Source organism: Natrialba magadii ATCC 43099 (assembly GCF_000025625.1).
Taxonomy (GTDB): Archaea; Halobacteriota; Halobacteria; order Halobacteriales; family Natrialbaceae; genus Natrialba; species Natrialba magadii.
In genome coordinates this window covers 2903782-2925161 of record NC_013922.1, presented here as the reverse complement: position 1 = coordinate 2925161, position 21380 = coordinate 2903782, and the positions used below count along the sequence as shown (strand labels likewise).

Below are 21380 nucleotides of genomic sequence, written 5' to 3'. Positions count from 1 at the left end.
GCCACGCGAAACGAGCGAGCCTTTTTCTGTCTCCCTGTCTGAGCGACAGACAATGTACGACGACGGTGCTGATCCCGGTCCAGTCCCCGAGCGGGCAGGAGCCGTCACTGCCCGCCCAGATCGCCCTTCTGAGCGTCCCGAGCACCCGCTCGAGACCCGTCCCGGTGCGGGGACGCTTTCCCGTGCCGCTGCAAGGCGGGATACGACCGTCCGCCAGTGGGGTGTCGTCACACCGAGTGCGACCGTCATCGGCCGCGCAGAGTCACCCGATGCGGACCTCTCGGAGAGCGTTCGTCGACTCCACGACGAACAGCACGCCGCCACGCCGGGCTACAGCGAGCGCGCTCACCACCTCGACCGGTTGCGGACGACCCAGGCGCTGTGTAACGCCCTGGAATTGACACCCTGGCAGCGCGACCTCGCGCTCGGCGTCATGGACGAAATCGACCTCACCGAGTTCGGCAGCCAGCGTGCGATTCCCAAGGTCGCGCTGGTCGTGATCCGTCACGTCGTCGACGTCGACCGCCGGGCCTACTTTGGACTCGATGAGCTCGACGTACAGGCGCTGTCGACCGATCGAATGGACGAACTGTTCGGTCAGTACCGCGCTCACGACATCACCGACGAGCAGACGTTCAAACGCCTCGCGGCGGACCACGGCCTCGATACGACGAGTCTGAACCGCCTTCGGCGCGTGCTGAAGGCCCAGCTCGACGAGGAATTGCCGGCGTATGGGCGAAATCCGTACCGGGATCCGAACTTGCCGGCTTCGACCGATGCCGATGCGACTGGGGATTCTGATACTGATACTGATTCTGATACCAGTACCAACTCCAGCGACCACACCACCAACTGACCCACCGGCACGACACGTTACTCGAGTTTCTCGAGTGCAGCGAAGAAATCCGACTGGGGACCAACGAGTGTAACCGGGTCGTCTGCGCTCGCGATCGTGACGCTCGCAGGTGGCTCGAGTTGCTGGCGGTCGCGGCCGTCACTGATTACGAACGCGGAGTCTGCATCGTCGACGGTGACCGTCACGGTTGCGTCGGCGTCGACGACGAGCGGGGGTCGTCCGTCCGTAGCGGCCATCTGTGTGACGACGAGTGACTCCGAGTCGGGGTGGACGAGCGGGCCACCCTCGCTCAGGTTGTACGCGGTCGAGCCCGTGGGTGTCGTGACGAGCACGCCGTCGGCGTGGCCGTCGACGTACTGTCGCCCATCAACCTCAACGGTGATCGTTGCACCGCCGCCGTGTCCGCGACGTGGGCCGTGAACGACGATTTCGTTGAGCGCGGGGTCGAGCGTCCAGCTGTCGGTCGTGGGTTCGGTACTGTTGGCGACGGGCATCGCCGTGAGTCTGCGGAGCGTTCGTCGTTGCGTCTCCAGGCCCTCACTGGTCTGCAGTTGTGAAACAATCTCGGGAACGACGTCGAGCGCGTCCCCGGGTGCGACGGCGTTGAGAAAGCCGACTTCGCCGAGGTTGACACCGAGAATCGGCGTGTCGCTGACCTCGCGGGCGACGAACAGGAGCGTGCCATCGCCACCGATACTCACGACGAGGTCACAGTCGCTCATCGCCGCGACAGGCCGGCCCGATACCGAGAGCGCTGACGCAGTCAGTTCGTCGAGTACAACGTCGAGGACTGCGGCCTGGCTCTCGAGTCCCTCCTGGAGCGCTGCGGCGAGTTCGTGCGCCCGCTCGTTCGCCCGCTGAGCGACGAGACCAACAGTGACGGCGGCATCCGGATCGTCTGCCATCGGTTCGAGTACCGTCGCCGGTGGCAAAAAATCATCCCTGGCTCTGGATTCGAGGCCCTGGCTCTGGATTCGAGGTGGGTTGCGTATGCGTGTCCGTGGGGGACGCCGTTCAGGAGTAAACCGCGACTAGGAATCCGTTCGCAGCCCATACTTTTCCGAACCCGAGGGCACCAGCGAGTATGGCACAGCGCACGACGGCCGATGCGGCACAGTCACGCGAAGACCTCGCGGCTTATTTCGAGCACCTCGCTGCGGAGTTCAGAGCCGGGGGCGAAGACGTCGATATCGACGTTGGGAACAAGACGGTCTCGCTCTCGCCACCCGAAACGATCGAGACGTCGGTCGACGTGATCGAACGATCGACGATGTTTCGCGGCAACCGGGAAACGGTACGGATCGAGTTGAACTGGAAATCCGAGCAGTAGCCGTCGTTCTCTGCACCGGTCGTGTTGGCGCTGCTGGGAGAACAGCGGCTGATAGAGTAGATTGATAACACAGGAGTCGGTAGTGTGGCGAGATGCGTCGCTCGATCGTGATCGGAGGTATTCTGTTGGCAGCTACCATCGTGCTTATCGGTGGTCCGTCGCTCTTATTCTCGCCGTCGACGAGTGACGTGGCCCCCGAGACTGAGGACGAACCCACACCCGAGATCATTTCGTTCGAGGACAGTGACAGCGGCTTCTGGCCGTACCTCAACGCTCAACAGAGCCACGAACAGCGCAGTCCGCTCAACGTCATCGTTCGCGGTGAAACGGATACAATCGTTCAGTTGCTGACCACCTATGGCACCGGTGACTGGGAAGAAACGGACCACGACCACTTCGATGCGGACGAACTCGTTGGATTTGCCCAAAACGAGACATCCGAGGACGATCACACTGACCAAGACTCACCAGCGGAATCTTCTGAAGAGGCAGCGACGACTGAGTCAGTGTCGGAAGCGGAGACTCAGGCCGAGACCGAAACCGAGGCCGAGGCCGAGACCGTGACTCAGACCGAGTCAGAACCAAATCAACTGCCAAATTCCGAAACGGGGTCGACTGTGGACACAGGCGAAGATGCAGAACTGCAGACAGAACTGCGCACGGAATCGGGTATGGAATCCGACACGGAACCAAGCACACAATCAGAACCCGAGTCCACACCAGACCCAGAATCACACATTGAGACAGACTCCGCCTCGTACTCGAGTACAACGGACGAAACCGAGACAACTGCACAAACCGAGTCAACGGACGAAGCCGAGTCAACAGACGAAACCGAGACAGCCGACGGAAACGATGCGGGTGAGACAGACGACAGCGGCGACAGTGCGACTGGCGTCGAGCGCACCGAGGGAACGGAGCCGACCGAGACCGAGCCCAGCAACGAATCCGGGGCCGGCCACGAGCACGTGATTCGCCCTGTCTCGCCGACGGATATCCCGTGGTCGCAGGCCGATGGAGCGACCCGGTTTGCCTACCTCGATCCGGGGCCGGACGAGTCGGCGTACTGGACGACCGAAACGCTGCAACTCGAGGATGGTGAGTACTACGGCTACCGCTACCACATCCGACTCTACGAGACGCCGAATCCTGACGACCAGTGGGTCGTCATGCAGACGCACTCGGAGCACTTCGACTGGTTCACTTTGCGACATCGCGTCGACGGCGTCGAGGGTGCACAGTCGCGTCTCGAACAGGATCTGATGGCGATTCCGGGTGTCGACCAGCAGGAGGACCTCCAGCGGATTTACCTCGACAACAGCGGCCCGTCGGATGCTGATGGCTGGGCGACCAAGGTCGATCTGACGTTCTCTCCCGCACTCGTTGTGCCGTTGCTTCTCGGGATGCTTTTGCATCGCCGAGCCGGTTTGCGGTTTGGCGGTCGTGGTTGGGGTGGGTGTGGCAGTCGTGGCGGTCGTGGTTGGGGTGGGTGTGACAGCCGCGATAATCGTATCGATCACGGTGGGCGTGGCTGGCTCCAACTCTCGTCGATCGACCCAGCAGAGCGGTCGTCCGACGAACGGTTGCCACCACAGGGAATCGCAGAACGGACCAGCGCCGAACTCACTGACAGACTCAGCGAGAGCGGCCGACAACGACTCGCTGCAGCCATAGACCGCGTCGAGGCACGACACCTCATCCTCGCGGGTACGATCCTCACGATCGTTCTCGGCGTCAGGATTCTTGGCATTGCCTTCGACCGGACGCTCTCGTTCATGACCGTCCATATGATCGCAGCGACGCTCTACCCGCTCATCGCACTCGGTCTGCCGATTGCAACGTACGTGATCGCGAGCGGTCTCGAACGCCGTCTTGACGCTGCACTTGCAGCATCGGCCTCGCTGGCAGTGGCAATCTGGCTCGATTACAGCCTGCTTGGCGTCGACGTGTTGCCGCTCGACGTAGTCGTCCAGCGCATGCTCGTCGTCGTCGCACTCGGACTGATCGCCGGTGGCGCTGCACACCGGGCGACACGCGAGAGCCGATTCAACGACATGCTTCTCGTCGGTGCCGGCACGTGGGTGCTGGTACTCGTCGGGACGCTGTTCGGGTACCTGTGATCGCAATTCGCTCTGTCAGTCGTTAAAATCACTGCTGTACTCCCATCTCTGGGTGTTTTTGGCTACCAGATCGGGCGATGAGTGACCGCCCGTCCAACAATTGCCCGCGTGGGCAGCATATTAGATGCCTGGCAGCGTATAGTTGCCCATGATCGATCCACGATTTTCGGAGGCCGAACTCGACCAGCACCAACACCATATTACCACGTTCATCCGAGACCAGATCGATACGGCGGGCGCCGACGGCGCGGTCCTCGGTCTCTCGGGTGGGATCGACAGCACGCTTACGGCCTACCTCGCAGCAGATGCACTCGGTGCCGAGAACGTACACGGCCTCGTCCTCCCCGCTGTCGTCAGCGGCGACGAGAACATGAGTGACGCCGAGCGGGTCGCCCTGGACCTCGGACTCCCGCACGATCTCATCGAAATCGAACCGATCGTCGACTCGTTGCTGTCGGCGTATCCGGAAGCCGAGGGCGACCGCGAGGCCGTCGGCAACGCTCGCGCCCGCGTTCGGGCGGTTCTCAACTACCTCGTCGCAAACCACGAGAACCGACTCGTGCTGGGAACGGGCAACCGCAGCGAGGCCGCCGTCGGCTACTTCACGAAGTACGGTGACGGCGCGGTCGACTGCCATCCGATCGGAAATCTCTACAAGGCACAGGTTCGCCAGCTTGCCCGCCACGTCGGCGTCCCCGAGGACCTCGCAGCCAAGCCCGCGACCGCGGAGCTGTGGGCCGACCAGACCGACGAGGACGAGATGGGACTCAGCTACGAAACACTCGACTCGATCCTCGTCACACACGTCGACGGCCCACTCTCGGTCGCCGCGACCTGTCGCGAACTCGATGTCGAACCAGAAACCGTCGAACGTGTTCGCGAGATGTACCAACATAGCGAGCACAAGCGGCAGGTCCCACCGTCGCCAGAACCACTCTCGTAAGTCCGTCCGCTCCGGCAGACACAGCCTGTCGCCACGCGTCGTTTGAGAGAGGTATCGAAGCAGCAGTTCACTCACACCGACTCGCCTACTAGCGGCTCACTTGCGCACCGACTCACACCAGCAGTTCACTCCAGCACCGACTCGATCTCATCTGCGTGCGCAGCCACCAGATCCGCGAACGCATCTGCCTCACGCCGTTCCTGTTCTGCGTGCTCGCTGTCGTCTCGAAGCCGACGCTTCAACACAGCCAGCGTCTCACTCGGATTCTCGGCGATCGACCCCGCCACCTCGTGGGGCTCGTCCTCGATCCGGGAGATAAGTCCCATCCGACGTGCCTCCTCGGCGTCGATCGCTCGTCCAGAGAGAGCGAACTCGAGTGCATCACCCTGGCCGATCACCTGCGGGAGCCGGACGGTGCCGCCCCAGGCCCCGAAGAGGCCGAAGGTGACGCCCGGTTCGCCGTAGGTCGAATCCGGTGTGCCGACGCGAACGTCACAGGCCAGCGCGAGTTCGAGGCCACCGCCCATCGCGGGGCCGTCGATGCCAGCGACAACGATCGATGGACAGGTTTCGATCGCGCGGGCGACGCGCTGGCCGAGACGCGCGAACTCGCGGGCAGCGTCGCGGTCGCCGTCGAGATCGGCGACAGCGTCGAGATCCGCGCCGGCGCAGAAGGCGGGGCCGCGACCGTGAAGGTAGATGACTGCGGGGGCGTCAGCGCGGGCTGTGCACGATTCGATCGTTGCGGCGAGGGACTCGAGTCCGTTGACAGTGAGTGCGTTTCGTGCCTCGGGTCGATCGAGGGTGATCGTTCGGATGGATGCGTCGGCGTCGTCGGCGCTAGCTGTGGGACTGGCAGCAGGCCCCAGGCCGTCGGAACTGTCGATCATGGCGAGAGTCGATCGGGCGTTTCCAAAGGTCTTTGCCTCCGCCCTCGTAAGGTCCCAATAATGGACAAAGCCGACTCCTGTCGGCGTGCCGCCTCCGACGCTGTCGCGGACGTCGAACCGCCGCGATTGTCCGAGCTCGTCGACGCTGTACTCGAGGAGGCGTCGATGGTACCGGGAGCACTGACGATCGAGAGTGCAACGATCCACGCATCGATTAGTGAGGGTGAGTTCGACACTGCTGTCGACACTGGGACACCCAACACCAGCGACACCAACGACACGGGCGATACCGACATTCCAGCCGGCGTCGACCCAGCGTCCCTGCTCACTCGCGCTGCCGGCGTACAGCTCATCTACGAAGGACTCCGACTCACGCGGACGCTCGCTCACGACGAACCCTGGAGTGCCTCGCCGGCGACGGGTGAGTCAGCATCGGTGAGCGCCGATAGCACTGACACGACCGACACACCAATGGACTCAGCTACCGGGGACCTCGCAATCCTCGCCGCCGATATCCTCGTCGCTCGCGGGTTTTATCTCCTCGCACACACCGATGCCGCCGAGAAAGCTGTCCGGACCGTCCAGGCCTTCGGTCACGACCAGACCAGACGCGCTGACCTCGCCACAGAATCCACACCGGCTGCGGCTTCCGACGGTGGAACGCCGGTCAGCGACGCCGCTGTGGCCCGCGACATCGACATCGAGGGCGACACCAACGCCAACACCAACACCAACGCCAACACCAACACCAACACCAACACCAACACCAACGCCAACACCAACACCAACACCAACACCAACACCAACGCCGACGTCGACGCCAACGCCAACAGCGATACTCCCACAGAGACAGCGCCAACCACCACCCCTCCATCCCCGACTACACTCGACACCAATCTCGAGTGCGACATCATCGAACTCGCTGTCCGAACCGGTGCCGCCGCCGTCGACGCGTCACCAGATCCCCGCGTTCTCGACTGTGCACGCACACTCGTCGCTCGACTTACAACAACTTCCCCGCCGGCGTTTCCACCCGTCGCAGCGTGTCACATCTCTCTCGACCCGACGGCAACCGAGCGCTCACTCGAGGACTGCTCCACCGGTCGCGCCACCTCTGCCACCGACCCTTAACTCTTCCTCCCGCAGCGATCACAGTCTCAGTGTACTTGAGTACCTGTTCGTGAGTCTGCCACTCCTGTCGCCCCGGCTGCCATGTGCTTCGCTCACCTGTTTCGTGTGTCAAAACTGGCGTGAGCCTGTTGGCTCAACGAGTGAAATCGCCTGACACGGCTGGCGTAGATGGAAAGGGATATAACCCATGGCACTACTCCATCTAAATGCGTGCCTGGGTAGCTTAGCGGTAAAGCGCGTCCTTGGTAAGGACGAGAGCCCGGGTTCAAATCCCGGCCTAGGCTTTTCTCGAAGTACTCATTGACCGAGCGATAAGTCCCTCTTCGTCCACTCCGCTATTCGTTCCAGTTCCACACTTCCGCAGGTTCTCTCCGTTTCATACTCACACACACTTCTCGTCCTTGGCGATCAGTCCATCTCACTTTCGGACTCGAGTACACTCGCTGCGTTCAACACGGTCGCGTCGTCGAACCGCTGGCCGACCAGCATGAGGCCGGTTGGGAGGCCATCGACGGGTCCGGCGGGAACGCTGACACCTGGGTGACCGGTTCGGTTGAACGGCGTTGCGTTGTGGATCAGGTTCGTCTCTTGCAGGCGGTCGTACTGATCGCGGTCGGGGTCGTGTTTTGGCGGTTTCGTGACGGCCGTCGGCATCGCGAGCAGGTCGACGTCCTCGAGTACGGAATCGTATTGCTCAGTGAGTTCGACGACGAGATTCATCGCCTGCGCATAGTAGCGCGAGTGGTACTCGCTGTTCGTGTACGCGCCCATGAGTAACAGGAGCTTGAGCCGCGCGGGAAGGTCGTTGCTCTGTGCGCGACGCGCCTTGCCGAAGGACTCGATCCACGACCGGTTGTACCACGCTTTCCAGCCGTGACCCAGTCCCTCGCCAAGCATCGCATCGAGTAGCCCCTCCGAGGTACAGACGTCGTGGATGTCCTTCGCGTCCGAGTGCATCGGCACTGACACCGCTTCGGTCGTCGCACCCGCCGCTTCGAGGTCGTCGATCGAATCGCGAACCGTCTCGAGTACTGCCTCGTTTGCACCGTCGATATCGAACCCCTCCTCGAGGACGCCGATCGTCAGGTCGGAGATGTCGCCGTCCAGTGCGTCTTCGTACTGTTCGGTTGGGACGGGTGCGTGTGATCGCAGGTCGCGCTCGTTGCTCCCGGCGATGACGGTGAGCATTCGGGCGACGGTCTCCACGTCAGCAGCCATCGGACCGGGGTGGTCGATCGCGTGCTCGATGCCGATACAGCCCGTGTAGGGGACGAGTCCGTACGTTGGCTTGTGGCCGACGATACCACAGAAGGCTGCCGGCACGCGGACACTGCCGCCCTGATCGGAGCCGATTGCGGCGTCGACCTCGCCGCGAGCGACGGCGACTGCGCTCCCACCACTCGAGCCACCGGCCAGATAGGCTTCATCGTGCGGGTTCGTAATCGGGCCGAACGCGCTGTGGCCCGTCGAGGTCATTGCCATGTCGTCCATGTTCGTCTTGCCGACGATATCCGCGCCGGCCTCCAGCAACCGCGTGACGATCGTCGCATCGCGGTTCGGTACGTAGCCCGCGACGACCTGCGAGCCACAGGTCATCTCGACGCCAGCAACGGAGACGTTATCCTTGATGCCGACCTCCCAGCCGTCGAGCGCTCCATCCTCGTCGCCACCGACGTAACACGCGTTCACCCACGCATTGTGTGGGTTTTCCGCCGGTGGTACCCGCGTTCCGCCACTGCGCTCGCGTCGTTCTGCACCGCCAAGTCGCGGCGTCGGCTCGTAGTGCATCACCGTCTCGTAGGCGTCGCGCTTCTCGTTGGCCAACTCGACGAAGTACTCGAGTTCCTCATCAGTCAGATCGAGAAACAGTTCGTCGCCGAGGTCGTCGAAGGTGGCTTTCGTCGGCGGTCGAAGGGGCATACAGGAATCGTTGACCGTCTGAGTAATGTGATCGGAGGTGGCACTAGCAAGCACTGGGCATTCTCGGCTTCCAGCCCTACACTAACAAACGTTGGACAGACTATCTCCCAACCAGTGTCAGTGCGACTGCCCGTCGACTACCCGAGCGAGTCGAGCCTCGGCCCGCTTGGTCCCCAATTGCCCCCCGAATCAGCTACCTGCTTTCACCTATGCAAAAGAGTATTGAGGTCGAATACTGGGTCGTCGATAACGAAGGTGCGCTCACAGCACCTGGTGAACTGGCCGACATCTCGGAATTTACAGAGACGGAGTTCGTTGACTGTCTCTTCGAGTTGAAGACACCGCCATGTGAAACAATTCCTGAACTCCGACGGACGTTCGTCGAACAGTTCCGTACGGTTCTCGACCGGGCAGCCGAACTCGACAAGGCGCTGGTCCCGCTCGGAACCCCGATCAACAGTGAGTCGATCGAGTTGCGAGCCGACGAGCGAGGAGAGATTCAGCGCCAGCTACTCGGGACGAACTTCGACTACGCGAAACACTGCGCCGGAACGCACATCCACTTCGAAAAGCGAAACGTCACCGACCAGCTCAACACACTCATCGCACTCGATCCGGCGCTTGCACTGTGTAACTCTTCGCCGTACTTTCAGGGCGAATACGTCGCGAGTAGCGCTCGTGCACACATCTACCGCAGACAGTGTTATGCGGACTTGCCGAATCACGGTCAGCTCTGGAACTACGTCGACACCGTCGCCGAGTGGCACCGCCGACTCGAGCACTGTTTCGACGAGTTCACCGAGCGAGCGGCAGCAAACGGGATTTCTCGGGCACAGATCGATGAGCACTTCACGGTCGACGACGCCGTGTGGGCACCAGTCAGGTTGCGCGACGAGATGCCGACTGTCGAGTGGCGCTCGCCCGACGCGACGCTCCCAAGTCACGTGCTACAACTCGTTTCCGACATGGACTCCATCATGGAAGCCCTCCACCACACGAACGTCAGAATCGAAGGCGAGACCACAAGCCACGGGACGGATGACATCGTCCTGCCCACGTTCGACTCGCTCCACGAGTACGTCGACGCCGCGATGATCGATGGGCTCGACTCAGAGGCTGTCGTCGACTACCTCGACAGACTTGGGTTCCAGACGGATCGGTACGATCCGTTGACTACCGAGGTTGATTCAGGCGAATCGGTTTCTCTCGAGGACGCACGCGAACTTCGGCTCCAGTATGCAGATCGTCTGGAACGTGACCTCGACAGACTGCAGGCGAGCGCGTGATTTCTGTCGTTCGGAGAGTGCGCGTTCTTTTTAGGGGTTGTTTTGACTCACTAATTCATCGGTTCACCAGCCTACCAACCAGCCAGTCTATCAACCCTCCAACCAGACAACCTGCCAACTCACAACTCACCAGGTCTCAATCCGCCCCTCCCGAACATCCTCTGCACATCCCTCACAATCCGGGTGCCCCGCTTCGTAACATGCCGGCCGATACTCCTCGTCGAGCATCGCTGCTCGCCGCTCTGCATACCGCCGACAGACCAGTTTTACACGCCCGTCGTCGTCCGACGGCAACTGCCGAGCGTTCTTCGCTACTTCGTACGCCTGCTGTGCGTCCTCGAGTTGTTTATCCGTCGAGTCCCGCAGCTGTTCGTACTGCTCACCCGCCTCTTGCAGTTTCGACCGAAGGAACCGCTCAAGCCGCCGCCGATCCGACATAGTACTTGTACTCGTTCGGTCGCCTGCCACATAGGCCCGTCGCTGCTCGGGGTCGTACTCGGTTGTCATTGTACCTGTGGGGCGTTGGCTCAATCTCGTATTTACTTGATCGTCCTCAGTGGACGGGAGTGAGGCCAGAGTGAAAAGTGAAACCGGGAACCCGGAACCTGGAGCCTGGTGCCCGGTGTCCGGAACCTGAAATCTGGAATCTGGAACCTGGAACCTGGTCCCCAGAAAGCAGATAGCATGCCCTCACGGAAGTCGGAGAGTAAGGGTTAACTACAATCCCCGTTTCCTTCCGGATAGACCGGGGCCCTTAGCTCAGTCTGGTTAGAGCGCTCGGCTCATAACACGACCGGCTCTGTGCGGTTGTGTGAGATACCGAGTGGTCGATGGTTCGAATCCGTCAGGGCCCATGGAGCGAACCGAGCACTCCGCGAGGGTCGCGGAATGGACCAATGACGGATTCGAAGCAGGGAGGAGCTTCGCTCCGACCGAGGTTCGTAATCCGTCAGGGCCATCCGAAAAAAACCCGAAGCGTGGCCGAAACCGATTCGGCCGATACTCGGGTCCTCACTCGTCCAAGCAGCCCATTTTACCCTTCGGGGGAACCGCCCTCAGAACCTGAACCGAACCAGTCACTGGTTCCGGGTCGCTCCCGTCCCGCGAAATTCGTAGCCGAAACGGGGTGGTCTGCGTGACGATCGCGCCGTGGCCACCGGCCGACCGATCGTCGTGCGAGTACTGCGGTGCCCACGTCACCGATCGGTTCCGGCGCGTCTTCGGTGACGACGACGACCGAGCCCATCGCTGTAACGAGTGCGATAGCTACCGCCGTCTGAGCCGCGGGTCCGCTGCTGGAAAAGACGTCGAGACTCCGGACCCGGAGACGTCGCCCGGCCGTCACGGGGGTGAGGCGGATGCGTGATGACGAGTTCGTCCCCGCGAGTCGGCTGTACGACGTCGACAGCCGGACGCCCATCGCCCATCCGGCCCATCAAGCGAGCGACGACGACGTTCGCCGCGCGATCGAGAGTTTGGAGGTTCGAACGGATGGGGGTCACTCTTCGAGCGGTATTGATCGATCAGGACTGATACGCGATTTCCTCTACTGCCATCAGCAGTCTATAGACGAGGTACAGCAGCCACAGATTGACGAGCAGTACAAGAACGGTCAGAATAACGGTGATTCCGGGGAAGACAGCGGCAAAAACGACGCCCGTCAGTGCGATCAAGAGAGCTATTGTTCCCTCCGTTTTTCCAACGTCTTCCCGAAATTGTACGGAAACCATACCTCTCAAATACGTCTAATATTGGTAATATATTGCGTTGTTATTCGAACAGTCATACCAGAAAGGAGTCGATCAATACACACGGCTACTGATCGCGACGGCGGTGATTCGCGATGAGTCGCGGCGATCGTGATCGGGCGGAATCGCCGTGGTACTGCCCTGCGTGTGAGATCTGGGTCGGCTGGAAACGCAGCGAGTGTTCCGAGGGCCACCGTCGGCCGCGACTCCCGCTGCGGTACGACGATGTCGAGTTCGATCTCGCCCGTCCACGGGTGGCCTTTCGTCTCGTCGATAGCGAGCGTCATCTTACCCACGAGTTCACCCTCACGCCGTGCCTCTGTAATCAGGTCTCTCACCACTGCTATTCTTTCAAACGCCTTTACTAACGTGGAGTGATGCGGGAGATCGGCCGCATTGAGGCCGATCTCCGCCAGTATTTGTGGCATCTCGCTCAGTAAATCAAGCGACTCGCGGTAGGATTTCTCCAGGTAAATCCGCAGACAATGCAGCGAAACGACGGCGTAGTCGGCGAAGCCGCCACCGCCGTGCGGGGCGGCGGCTTCGCCTCGGCCACCAACAGCACTTTTAGCCAACGTCACGACCTTCCCAGTGAAGCGGGCAACTTTGGACATAGAGAGCATCCGCTGTTTCCCGCTTCAACTCCCTAGTTCTGACGGTCGAAGTCGACGCCGTCTAGTGATTCACCAGAGCCGAAAGAATCAAAATCGCCGTCTGGCGAGTGCTGCTGCGACTGTCGTCGCAGCTGCACGAGTCCTCCGGTCAAGCGGCGATGGACGCAACATTTTTCGACCGTGAAACCGCAAGCAAGCACTACTGCCGTCGAACGAATTATCGCGTCCCGACACTCAAAGTAACAGCTCTCGTTGACACCGCAACGCAGGCCATTCTCGACGTTCATTGTACGACGAAGAAACGCCACGATACGCAGATCGGCTGGCAACTCGCCCGCCGCAACGCGGGCGAGTTGCACAGCCTCGCTGCGGACAAAGGCTACGACTGGCAACGGTTACGTGAAAAACTGAGGGAAGAGGGCGTCAGACCGTTGATCAAGCATCGTGAGTTCCGCCCCATCGATCACGCGCATAACGCGCGGATTGACGAGGCTCTCTACGGCCAAAGAGCCCTGTCTGAGACCGTCTTCTCAGTGATCAAGCGCACGCTCGGCGACGCCGTGCGTGCGCGATCCTGGTATCGAGAGTTCCGTGAAATTGACCTGATGTGTGTCGTTTATAACATTAAGCGTGCCATCAAACAGTGAAATCAACCGCCGTATGGCGATTCACCACGGCCGTTCCATAGACAATCACTACCAACGATAATTTTTTATATCATGAAATTAATTCTGGAAACATGGTCGATAGAACCAACAAGTTGCGTGGAATGGGACGGCGAAGGTTCGTCAAATCGCTTGTGACAATGGGCGTATCAGCCGAGGCTGCACTGCACCTGGACAAAGAAAAACTAGAAAACATAACCGGTGATCCCACAGAAGAAGTTCCCCGATTGGGAGCTCTCAAGCGACCAGATGCTGAAAAGTACGAGGAACCACCGTATCCCGAAACCCTCAGCGAACGTGAACCCGAATACTACACAATCTCACACAACGATTGGATGGTAGCGGAAACTGCGTTCGATGCTGCGAGAAAGGTTCAACGGAGAATCGATCAACTGGATGACAGCGGACTAATTTCGTCTAAAGTCATCATGCAAAGTAACAACGGAACTGAACCCTACCACGTCGGCGTCGTCCGCTCAACGAGAATTAGATACGACTCGTTTGATAAACGAACCTCACTCTCCGAACTGTCGGAAACAAAAAAAGAAACCGCGGACATCACCGTAGACGAGTTACAAGGCGAACTCCCAGACACGGTTTCTGGGGTAGCAGGCGAAGGCGACTATGAAACCGAAAGAGATGGTATTGAGTTGCGGTTTTCTGAATCAGTCGAGTGGGATGAATCCTGTGACGACGAAGAATGCGACGAGGGAACGACCGGTGTCGAATTTTTCCAGCATCCATATAGATACGAGAACGATGACGGAGACATTACCTGCGCTACTGGGTGTCGGATAGATACTGATCCCGACGGGTACGACGGGACGCTCTCGCTTGGCCCTCGCGTGAAATCAACCTTTGGAGATCCGAAATTTTTAACTTCAGCACATGGTGTTTTCGAGAGTGACCTGGACGACGACGGTGAACCGGAGGAAGATCCACAAGATGCAATTGGACGGACAATTCATCAGGGAGGAATTCTCAATACTGACAAAATTGGTGAAGTTGATGAAATAAAAGACCGGAGGGGAGAAGAAAGCTGGCCGTGGGATGCTGCGTTGATCGAGACATATAGGGTTGGCATTGATGAAGAGCTCAGTGCTGGTAATCGGTTAGCGAGCGATAGTGGGACCAATGAGTTCTCCGGGGCGCTTTCAACGGCAGGTCGCATCGGAAAAGATTACTACAAAGACAATATGGGTCCAACCTGTAAACAAGGGATCCGAACAGGTCGGTGCGAACACACGCTTTGGGGATACGATGAGGACCCCGATCGTCCCGACCAGATCGAACTGATGCGTGACGCATCTGACGGCGGGGGTGACTCAGGTTGTCCATATTTTGTCGATGAAAACGGCGATTTTATGGTTTCCGGCCTCCATAGAGCAGGTGACAGGAGGGATCCTGGCGATGGATGGCCGCCCCAAGATCTAGCCCTTGGTATATGGATCGGAGACATAGAAGATGGATTCAACGTCGAAGTAGTTTAACCAATGTATGTGACTCGACGATTAGTGTGCGTGGCCATACTTCTCACCGCAGGGTGCGTCGGATCTGACGACGAAGGTTTGGACGACGAACCAGATGACGATGACAAACCCGAAGAGGACGACGGAAACGATGGCGGTGGATGGATCTTCCTCCATGCCGAAGTCGTCGACGAAGCCGACGTTTACAGTGGCTACTCCGTTCTCGACGCTGACGAAGAATACATCGCGGGCCGTGGCCTCTATCCGAGTCTCTTCGAGGCAGTCGAACGCATTGAGGCCGACGATCCGATCGGTCGATCCGCCCAATCGGACCACACGGGGCGGGCGAGCGACGAGGGCCAGGAAACCCTCGAAACCGCACGGAACGCGCGCTCCGAAAGCGGCTCCAACGGCCAGCATCGAAACGACGGGGCGAGATCGAGAGAGGCGACTCACTACGTCGAATATGACGGCTGGACGCTCAGAGTGTGGGTCGACGACGGCGGCGTCGACGAATAATGAGGGAGTGGCGAACCGGCCGTCGAGTTAGCGAGCGATAGTGGGACCAATGAGTTCTCCGGGGCACTTTCAACGGCGGGTCGCATAGGAAAAGATTACTGCAAAGAGCGTGTCATAGAATCAATTACAGGGTCAAGCAGTACCAGGAGATCGTTCGGACTTTGGCATTAGACGTCGAAAGCGAAGAACCCGGAGGAACGATTCCGCCAGAGGTGATGGGCGATGGTGAGGTACCTGATGACGATTGGGTTGCGATAGTACAGGTCAGATAGTATTGGGAAAGAGATTGGCGCTGGGCTATTTGAGTTCTAAGGTTGCCTGCAGTCAGGGCATTTTGTATACAATTGCGATTTCCGCATCGCAGTCTGACCACCAGATAGTGAGCCTTCTTGAAAGAACTCATTATCTGTATTGAACAGGCAAATCTGATCAGCTATTGAGGACTTCAACAGAGACGGACCGTCAGAAGACGTCGCCGATCGCGAGCTTCGCTTGCTCGGTCCCGCGGTGATCGCCGCCCCCGTGCCACCGCACGGTCGGGAGCCTCGAGGCCGCGATCGTCGTCGTCTGCAGAACCTGGCAGCCGCGGCCGCGAATACGATAGACGGCGAACCCGTAACGCCCGCCTGCCTCCTGGAGCCTTTCGTGATACTGCCGGTAGATCTTGAAGTTCCCCGGCTGGCCGTCTGCGTGGGTCCGTTTCGTCGCTTTCAGTTCCCACGGCGTCCCGTTCTTTACGGCGTCGTGCCAGCTGGCGCGTTCGAGTTCAAGGTTGTATTTCTCCGCCAGCCGGTACTCGCACGCGGTTCCCCACTTGTTCGCTCTGTGGCTCGGCATCGTCACCGCCTCCGGCACGATCGCGATCCCGAGGAGTGCGACGCGACCTACTACGCGAAAGCGAGCACGTGTCCGTCCTCGAGGTCGCCCCACGACGTCCGGAGCGGTCGGGTGACGGCCTACCGCCGCGAGGACGTTCCGCGTCGAGTCGTCGGCGATCGCCTCGACGCGAGCGACGATATCCTCGATCGCCACTACGACCGCCGTAACGCCCGCGAGAAAGCCGAACAGCGACGTGACTACCTTCCCGACCTATAACCATGATCCACGAAATCTCGAACGTTCAGAGAGTCGCACAGTCCAGTCCCGTCAGGGCCCATCCGCAAAAGACCCGACGTATGGACGAATCGTATTCGGCTGCCCTCCGGCACTTCACCCGCCAAAGAGCCGGTTTTGTGTTTTGGAAACAGGAAGCTCTGAACTGGAACTGAACCAGCGATTGGTTTCGGGTCGCTGCCGTCTTGCGAAAGTAGTAGCCGAACCGGGGTGGTCAGCATGACGGTCGCACCGTGGCCGTCGGTCGACCGTTCGACCTGCGAACACTGCAGCGCTCCAGGTCATCGGGCGAGTCCGAAGCGTCTTCGGTGACGATCGGGACGACGAGCCAGCCTGTCGCGACTGCGTTCACTGTGGGCACTATGGACACACCTCCGGTGTCTGCAAAGCACGTCGTAGAAGCAGGATGTCTCAGAGTCGTTCGAGGGAGCAACGCTCTCCTGTGATTTCGACGTGCCGAAGATACGTCGATGGGTCGCCGCGGAACGAAGTTCTTCGAGATGGCGAGAATCGGAGATTCTTGAACCATTCGCTCCGAGGCAGCTCACGTCGATGTGATTCCCACCCACTTGTTGGCGAAGATAGACTCACCGCAATCGCACGCACTCACCATCCCACTCGAGTATCCCCGCGGTCAGCATCCCACTCGAGTGCCCCCTCGGCATCGAGTTTCTGCAGGTGCGCACGGACGGTTGCTCGCGCGAGGTCACGAACGCCGGTTAGATTCTTCTCGTACGCGCTGTCGAGGATCGCTGCGAGCGTCGTCGCGCCGTCCTCGACGGCCGCGAGTACGCGCCGCTCACGTTGTGCACGGTGTTCGAGTAGTCGTTCGAGCGTCTCCCGCGGCGCGTCGATCGTTGGTCCGTGTCCCGGATAGAGGGCTGGCGGATTCTGTGCCCAGAGTCGGCGCAGCGTCGTCACGTACGCGCGCATGTCTCCTTCGGGAGCGCCGACGACGACACTCCCCTCGCTGATCGCACAGTCACCGCAAAGGATTGGTCCGTTGCGGCCGCACTCGAGTGCGACGTGGTCGGGTGCGTGGCCTGGTGCATCGAGGATGCGGAGGACCGTATCGTCCAGCCGGATTGTCGTGTCCGGCCCGAACTCGCGGTGGGGTGTGAACCCGGTTACAGCCTCAAATCGGTCGAGATGGCTGCGTCTGGCCCAGACGGTTGCATCGGTTTCGTCGGCGTAGGCGGTGACAGCGCCGACGTGATCCGGGTGCGTGTGGGTGACGACGATGTGTTCGATGGTGCGGTTGGCGACGAGTTCGTCGAGTGCGTCGGTTCTGGCTGCTGGATCGACGAGCACGGCGGGGGCTTCGCCGAGGACGTACGCGTTCGTCTCGCCGCTCGGCGCGCGTGTTTCGACAGGGACGGCACAGCGAGTAACAGTGATGGACTCAGTCACGGCGGCGGTGTCGGACGGAGACGCGACCATACGTCGACCTCACGGGCGAAGACAATGTGGCTGTCGGCAGAACGGAACCGATCGATCGATCAGTTCTTCAGGTAGTAGACTTGCTTGCGTGCGTCGCGGAAACTGTAGCGCGAACCGACGAGGCCAACGTCCTCGAGGCGGTTGAGCGCGTAGCGAACGGTGCGGTCCGGAAGCAGCGACTCTTCGGCGAGCTGTCCCTGCGAGAGCGGCGAATCAGTTTCGAGAACTTTCGCGACCAGTTTCGCGCTCGGCGGGAGGTCACGAAGGCGCTCGCGGTACTCGTCGGCTGAGAGAACCTCCTCGGCTGCTGCGGTGCCATCCTCTGCGGTACTCGTGCTCATACCATGTCGAGCGGAAGCAGTGCTGGTAAAGCTTCCCTATATGTGGATACGAATAATCCAAGTTGTATAAGGAATACACATGTGATATTAATACGGAGCTCGGTGCGGGGTGATCGCCGGCCGTCGCCGGAACACGACAGGTAACCTGGCGAATTTGTTCGGGACTGGCTGGTCTGGTGACCAGTCAGATTTGCCGACCGACTCCAGTATCGTTTTATCCCACGGCTACTGTAGTTGCGCCCAGTGTGAAAGGACAGGAGTGGTACCAGGCCGACGACGTCGCCGAGGAGTACGACGACAAACGCTTCTCGAAGGGCGGACAGCTAATTGACCGCCGCGAGAAGCAAGCCGTCCTCGAGGCGATCATGCCCGTCGAGGACCGGAATATCCTCGAGATCGCCTGTGGTACCGGGCGATTCACGGTGATGCTCGCCGAACAGGGCGCCGACGTCGTTGGACTCGACATCTCTGCAGCGATGCTCCAACAGGGACGAACAAAAGCACAGCGCGCCGATCTCGCGGGGACACTCGAGTTCCTGCGTGGTGATGCTGGACGGTTGCCGTTCCCGGACGATCACTTCGATACGGTGATCGCGATGCGCTTTTTCCACCTCGCGGACGATCCGGAGGCGTTCTTGCGGGAGATGCGTCGCGTCTCGCGCGACCAGATCGTCTTCGATACGTTCAACCGGTTTAGCGCACGCAGCGTCTACAACTGGGCGCTGCCGATGGGATCGCGACTGTATTCGAAGAGCGAGGTCAGTGAGTTGCTCGCGAAGACGAATCTGACGCTGGTCGACGTCGAGGACGACTTCCTCGTTCCGTACGGTCTCTACCGGTCGATTCCGAACGCGCTCGCCTCGCCGATTCGGACGATCGATACAGCGGTTGGTGGAAACGCAGTCACCGATCACTTTGCGTCGGTGTCGTACTGGAACACGCGGCTTCGGTAACCCACCACTCGGTATCACCACCGGGGACAATCCCATCGTATTTTTACTCCCGGGGGTGTTCTACCAGTGTATATGGAGCTCTCGGTAGTCGTCTCGACGCTCAACGACCGGGAGCGATTGCTGTCCTCGTTGGATGCACTCTACGAGGTCACACCGCAGTCGACGGAAGTGATCGTCGTCAACGGCCCTTCCTCGGACGGAACGACGGGTGTCGTCCGCGACCGACCTGATGTCGATGTTCTCGTCGAAATCTCAGAGCGAAACGAAAACGTTTCGCGTAACGCCGGCTGTGGCGTCGCGACGGGCGACGTGATCGCCTTTCTGGACGGCTCGCACGCAGTCGAATCGGGCTGGGTCGACGCCATCGAAACCGCGTTTGCGGACGGCGCGGACGTGGCCACCGGGCCGGTCACTGGCTCGGTGGAACTCGAGACGACCGAACAGGAGCAGACGAAGACGGTCGCTCGCCGATCGGTGACGCTCTTCGATGGGAGCAACGTCGCCTTCGATCGGACCGTTCTCGACGCGCTCGACGGCTTCGACGAGTATCTGAAGGGAGACGGCGCCCGAGACTGTGCCCACCGAGTGGCTGGTCTCGACTTCGACGTCCACTGGCGGTCCGAGATGGCCGTTCGTGCCGAAGTCGGTGCCGATGGCGGCCAGACTAAACGTGACTGGGGGACGACGTATCGAGCGCTTTCCTACCGACTCGCGAAGAACTACGGTCCCCGACCGACGGTCGTCGTGCGGACGATCGGCAGCGCGCTTCGCGACGGTGGCGCTGGTGTTCGCCGGATCGTCTCCGGCGAGGCGACACCGACGGGCTGGGTCTCTGACGGCACTGACGTCGTTACCAACACCGCACGCGGGTTCGTCGACGGGATTCGGGCACGTGTCGGTGATCGCTCGGCACAGCGCAATCCGAACGGAATTTCGGTGCGCCACGATCGGGCGGTTCGAGTGTACGACCGCCGGTAGTCTGAACGAAGCGCTGACGGCGAGGAATCTTACTCTGGGTCGAACCCGCCTGCCAGCGCATCGAGTGCGAACAATACGAGTGCCCCGAGCACCGCCCAGGCGAGCGTGAGTCCGATAACCTCGGTCGTCCAGGCGTGTGCCTCCCCGATGTTGTGAAGCGGTGCGGGCACCGAGCCGGCGATGAGCCCGACCAGAAAGAGCAACGTCAGGTCGCGCTGCCAGTCGAGGGCCGCCCGGACGACACGGGCGATCGTGACGAGGCCGACCAGCCCGCCGAGGACGAAGACGACGACGGCCGTCCCCGGATCGAACACGGCCTGTACCGAGCCGACGCCCGAGGCGAACTGGCCGATTGCGGTGATGAAGTCGCTCAGTTCGGTCATCATGACGACGTACTGGCCGAGTAAGATCAGGATGAGCGAGCCCGAGACGCCGGGGAGAATCATCGCACTGATCGCGAGCGCGCCCGAGAGGAAGATGAGCACCAGTCCGGTCCCCGGTAGCTGGAGGACGTTACTCGCGACGAGCAACGCGAGCGCAGTTCCTGCCCCTGCCGCGAGCACGTGTCTCGTCGTGCTGAACGGCAGGCTCCGAAAGAGGACCACCGCCGAGGCGGCAATGAGCCCGATGAAGAACCCAAAGAGCGCAATCGGCTGTGATTCGGAGAGCGCAGAGACCGCACTGCCGATAAGCGCGACCGCCGTCACCATCCCGATACCGAGCGGGAGCAGAAACTGCAGGTCCATCTCGAGTAGGGCCTCGCGCGCACGGTCACGGCGGTCGGGGTCGTAGCCGCGGAGGATCTCGAGTGCGCGGCCGGGCGTGAGGGCGGTGACGGCGGTGATGAGGCGGCTGTAAAAGCCAAGGAGGAGGGCGACGGTGCCGCCGGAGATCCCGGGGAGGGCGTCGGCGATGCCCATACAGAGGCCGTAGCAGTAGGTCCGGAGGAGGGCGAGGCGGTCGCCGACGCCCTGGTCGACGTTATATCCCATTGGCTGGTGGTCGCTGGGTGTTCCAGCTGTACCGGGGGCGCTGGGTACGCTGTGTGCGCTGGGTACGCCGGG

20 protein-coding genes, 2 tRNA genes and 3 pseudogenes are annotated in these 21380 nt (G+C 60.8%); 15 read left to right on the top strand and 10 right to left on the bottom strand.

The annotated features are described in order from the left end of the window. Window positions 1–52: 52 nt before the first annotated feature. Window positions 53–856, top strand: a complete 804-nt coding sequence (locus NMAG_RS13725; protein ID WP_004214842.1) for a hypothetical protein — start codon at window positions 53–55, stop codon at window positions 854–856. A 17-nt stretch (window positions 857–873) separates the two neighbouring features. Here NMAG_RS13725 and NMAG_RS13720 read toward each other — a convergent pair whose 3' ends face one another. Further along, entirely contained in the window at window positions 874–1761 is an 888-nt protein-coding gene (locus NMAG_RS13720; RefSeq protein WP_004214843.1) for an NAD(+)/NADH kinase, read from the bottom strand. 179 nt (window positions 1762–1940) lie between these two features. Between NMAG_RS13720 and NMAG_RS13715 the strand changes: the two genes are divergently transcribed. The 3 genes from NMAG_RS13715 to NMAG_RS13705 all read left to right on the top strand — a co-directional run bounded on the left by NMAG_RS13715 (window position 1941) and on the right by NMAG_RS13705 (window position 5249). Further along, window positions 1941–2186 (top strand): amphi-Trp domain-containing protein, encoded by a 246-nt coding sequence (locus NMAG_RS13715; RefSeq protein ID WP_004214844.1) that lies wholly within the window; start codon window positions 1941–1943, stop codon window positions 2184–2186. A gap of 737 nt (window positions 2187–2923) precedes the next feature. After that, complete coding sequence (locus NMAG_RS13710; RefSeq protein ID WP_407059703.1) at window positions 2924–4306, top strand: hypothetical protein; 1383 nt, start codon at window positions 2924–2926, stop codon at window positions 4304–4306. Window positions 4307–4454: 148 nt separating this feature from the next. Next, the gene (locus tag NMAG_RS13705; RefSeq protein WP_004214846.1) at window positions 4455–5249 is read left to right on the top strand and encodes an NAD+ synthase; all 795 of its coding nucleotides are present in this window, start codon (window positions 4455–4457) and stop codon (window positions 5247–5249) included. A 125-nt stretch (window positions 5250–5374) separates the two neighbouring features. On the opposite strand, the gene NMAG_RS13700 is transcribed toward NMAG_RS13705, so the two are convergent. Beyond that, window positions 5375–6139 (bottom strand): enoyl-CoA hydratase/isomerase family protein, encoded by a 765-nt coding sequence (locus NMAG_RS13700; protein WP_004214847.1) that lies wholly within the window; start codon window positions 6137–6139, stop codon window positions 5375–5377. Between the two features lie 60 nt (window positions 6140–6199). Between NMAG_RS13700 and NMAG_RS22170 the strand changes: the two genes are divergently transcribed. Both NMAG_RS22170 and NMAG_RS13690 read left to right on the top strand, forming a co-directional pair. Then, the gene (locus NMAG_RS22170) at window positions 6200–7270 is read left to right on the top strand and encodes a DUF7114 family protein (RefSeq protein ID WP_004214850.1); all 1071 of its coding nucleotides are present in this window, start codon (window positions 6200–6202) and stop codon (window positions 7268–7270) included. A 212-nt stretch (window positions 7271–7482) separates the two neighbouring features. Next, window positions 7483–7554: transfer RNA gene (locus tag NMAG_RS13690), tRNA-Thr, on the top strand. 124 nt (window positions 7555–7678) lie between these two features. On the opposite strand, the gene NMAG_RS13685 is transcribed toward NMAG_RS13690, so the two are convergent. Then, a complete protein-coding gene (locus tag NMAG_RS13685) occupies window positions 7679–9190 on the bottom strand; it encodes an amidase (protein ID WP_004214851.1) in 1512 nt (503 codons plus the stop codon). A 209-nt stretch (window positions 9191–9399) separates the two neighbouring features. Here NMAG_RS13685 and NMAG_RS13680 point away from each other — a divergent pair, with 209 nt between their 5' ends. Continuing rightward, on the top strand, window positions 9400–10476 hold the full coding sequence (locus NMAG_RS13680) for a glutamate-cysteine ligase family protein (RefSeq protein WP_004214852.1): 1077 nt from the start codon (window positions 9400–9402) through the stop codon (window positions 10474–10476). Window positions 10477–10602: 126 nt separating this feature from the next. Here NMAG_RS13680 and NMAG_RS13675 read toward each other — a convergent pair whose 3' ends face one another. Continuing rightward, a complete protein-coding gene (locus NMAG_RS13675) occupies window positions 10603–10914 on the bottom strand; it encodes a DUF7091 family protein (RefSeq protein ID WP_049916206.1) in 312 nt (103 codons plus the stop codon). A gap of 310 nt (window positions 10915–11224) precedes the next feature. Here NMAG_RS13675 and NMAG_RS13670 point away from each other — a divergent pair. Both NMAG_RS13670 and NMAG_RS21040 read left to right on the top strand, forming a co-directional pair. Next, window positions 11225–11330: transfer RNA gene (locus NMAG_RS13670), tRNA-Ile, on the top strand. Window positions 11331–11602: 272 nt separating this feature from the next. Next, on the top strand, window positions 11603–11842 hold the full coding sequence (locus NMAG_RS21040; RefSeq protein ID WP_081446723.1) for a DUF7563 family protein: 240 nt from the start codon (window positions 11603–11605) through the stop codon (window positions 11840–11842). Between the two features lie 157 nt (window positions 11843–11999). Here NMAG_RS21040 and NMAG_RS13660 read toward each other — a convergent pair whose 3' ends face one another. Further along, window positions 12000–12206, bottom strand: coding sequence for a hypothetical protein (locus tag NMAG_RS13660; RefSeq protein ID WP_004214854.1), 207 nt, complete (start codon window positions 12204–12206; stop codon window positions 12000–12002). A gap of 362 nt (window positions 12207–12568) precedes the next feature. Beyond that, window positions 12569–12838 (bottom strand): annotated as a pseudogene (locus tag NMAG_RS21035) (IS5/IS1182 family transposase); the annotation flags it as partial. A gap of 80 nt (window positions 12839–12918) precedes the next feature. On the opposite strand from NMAG_RS21035, the pseudogene NMAG_RS13650 reads away from it, so the two are divergent. From NMAG_RS13650 to NMAG_RS13640, 3 genes and pseudogenes are all read left to right on the top strand, one after another. After that, a pseudogene (locus tag NMAG_RS13650) lies at window positions 12919–13485 on the top strand (IS5 family transposase); the annotation flags it as partial. Between the two features lie 92 nt (window positions 13486–13577). Further along, entirely contained in the window at window positions 13578–14993 is a 1416-nt protein-coding gene (locus tag NMAG_RS13645; protein WP_012996737.1) for a hypothetical protein, read from the top strand. 78 nt (window positions 14994–15071) lie between these two features. Then, a complete protein-coding gene (locus NMAG_RS13640; RefSeq protein WP_237076786.1) occupies window positions 15072–15491 on the top strand; it encodes a hypothetical protein in 420 nt (139 codons plus the stop codon). Window positions 15492–15953: 462 nt separating this feature from the next. On the opposite strand, the gene NMAG_RS13635 is transcribed toward NMAG_RS13640, so the two are convergent. Next, entirely contained in the window at window positions 15954–16328 is a 375-nt protein-coding gene (locus NMAG_RS13635; RefSeq protein WP_049916214.1) for a hypothetical protein, read from the bottom strand. A gap of 15 nt (window positions 16329–16343) precedes the next feature. Here NMAG_RS13635 and NMAG_RS22165 point away from each other — a divergent pair. Next, a pseudogene (locus NMAG_RS22165) lies at window positions 16344–16586 on the top strand (site-specific integrase); the annotation flags it as partial. A gap of 624 nt (window positions 16587–17210) precedes the next feature. Here the strand turns inward: NMAG_RS22165 and NMAG_RS13630 are convergent. After that, window positions 17211–18044, bottom strand: coding sequence for an MBL fold metallo-hydrolase (locus tag NMAG_RS13630; protein WP_004214863.1), 834 nt, complete (start codon window positions 18042–18044; stop codon window positions 17211–17213). A 59-nt stretch (window positions 18045–18103) separates the two neighbouring features. Further along, the gene (locus NMAG_RS13625) at window positions 18104–18385 is read right to left on the bottom strand and encodes a MarR family transcriptional regulator (protein ID WP_004214864.1); all 282 of its coding nucleotides are present in this window, start codon (window positions 18383–18385) and stop codon (window positions 18104–18106) included. Window positions 18386–18630: 245 nt separating this feature from the next. Here NMAG_RS13625 and NMAG_RS13620 point away from each other — a divergent pair, with 245 nt between their 5' ends. Both NMAG_RS13620 and NMAG_RS13615 read left to right on the top strand, forming a co-directional pair. Beyond that, window positions 18631–19338, top strand: a complete 708-nt coding sequence (locus NMAG_RS13620; protein ID WP_004214865.1) for a class I SAM-dependent methyltransferase — start codon at window positions 18631–18633, stop codon at window positions 19336–19338. 72 nt (window positions 19339–19410) lie between these two features. Then, window positions 19411–20316 carry a glycosyltransferase family A protein gene (locus NMAG_RS13615; RefSeq protein WP_004214866.1) on the top strand — a complete coding sequence of 302 codons (906 nt, stop codon included), beginning with the start codon at window positions 19411–19413 and terminating at the stop codon, window positions 20314–20316. A gap of 29 nt (window positions 20317–20345) precedes the next feature. Here NMAG_RS13615 and NMAG_RS13610 read toward each other — a convergent pair whose 3' ends face one another. After that, window positions 20346–21308, bottom strand: a complete 963-nt coding sequence (locus NMAG_RS13610) for a DUF368 domain-containing protein (protein ID WP_004214867.1) — start codon at window positions 21306–21308, stop codon at window positions 20346–20348. Window positions 21309–21380: the final 72 nt, after the last annotated feature.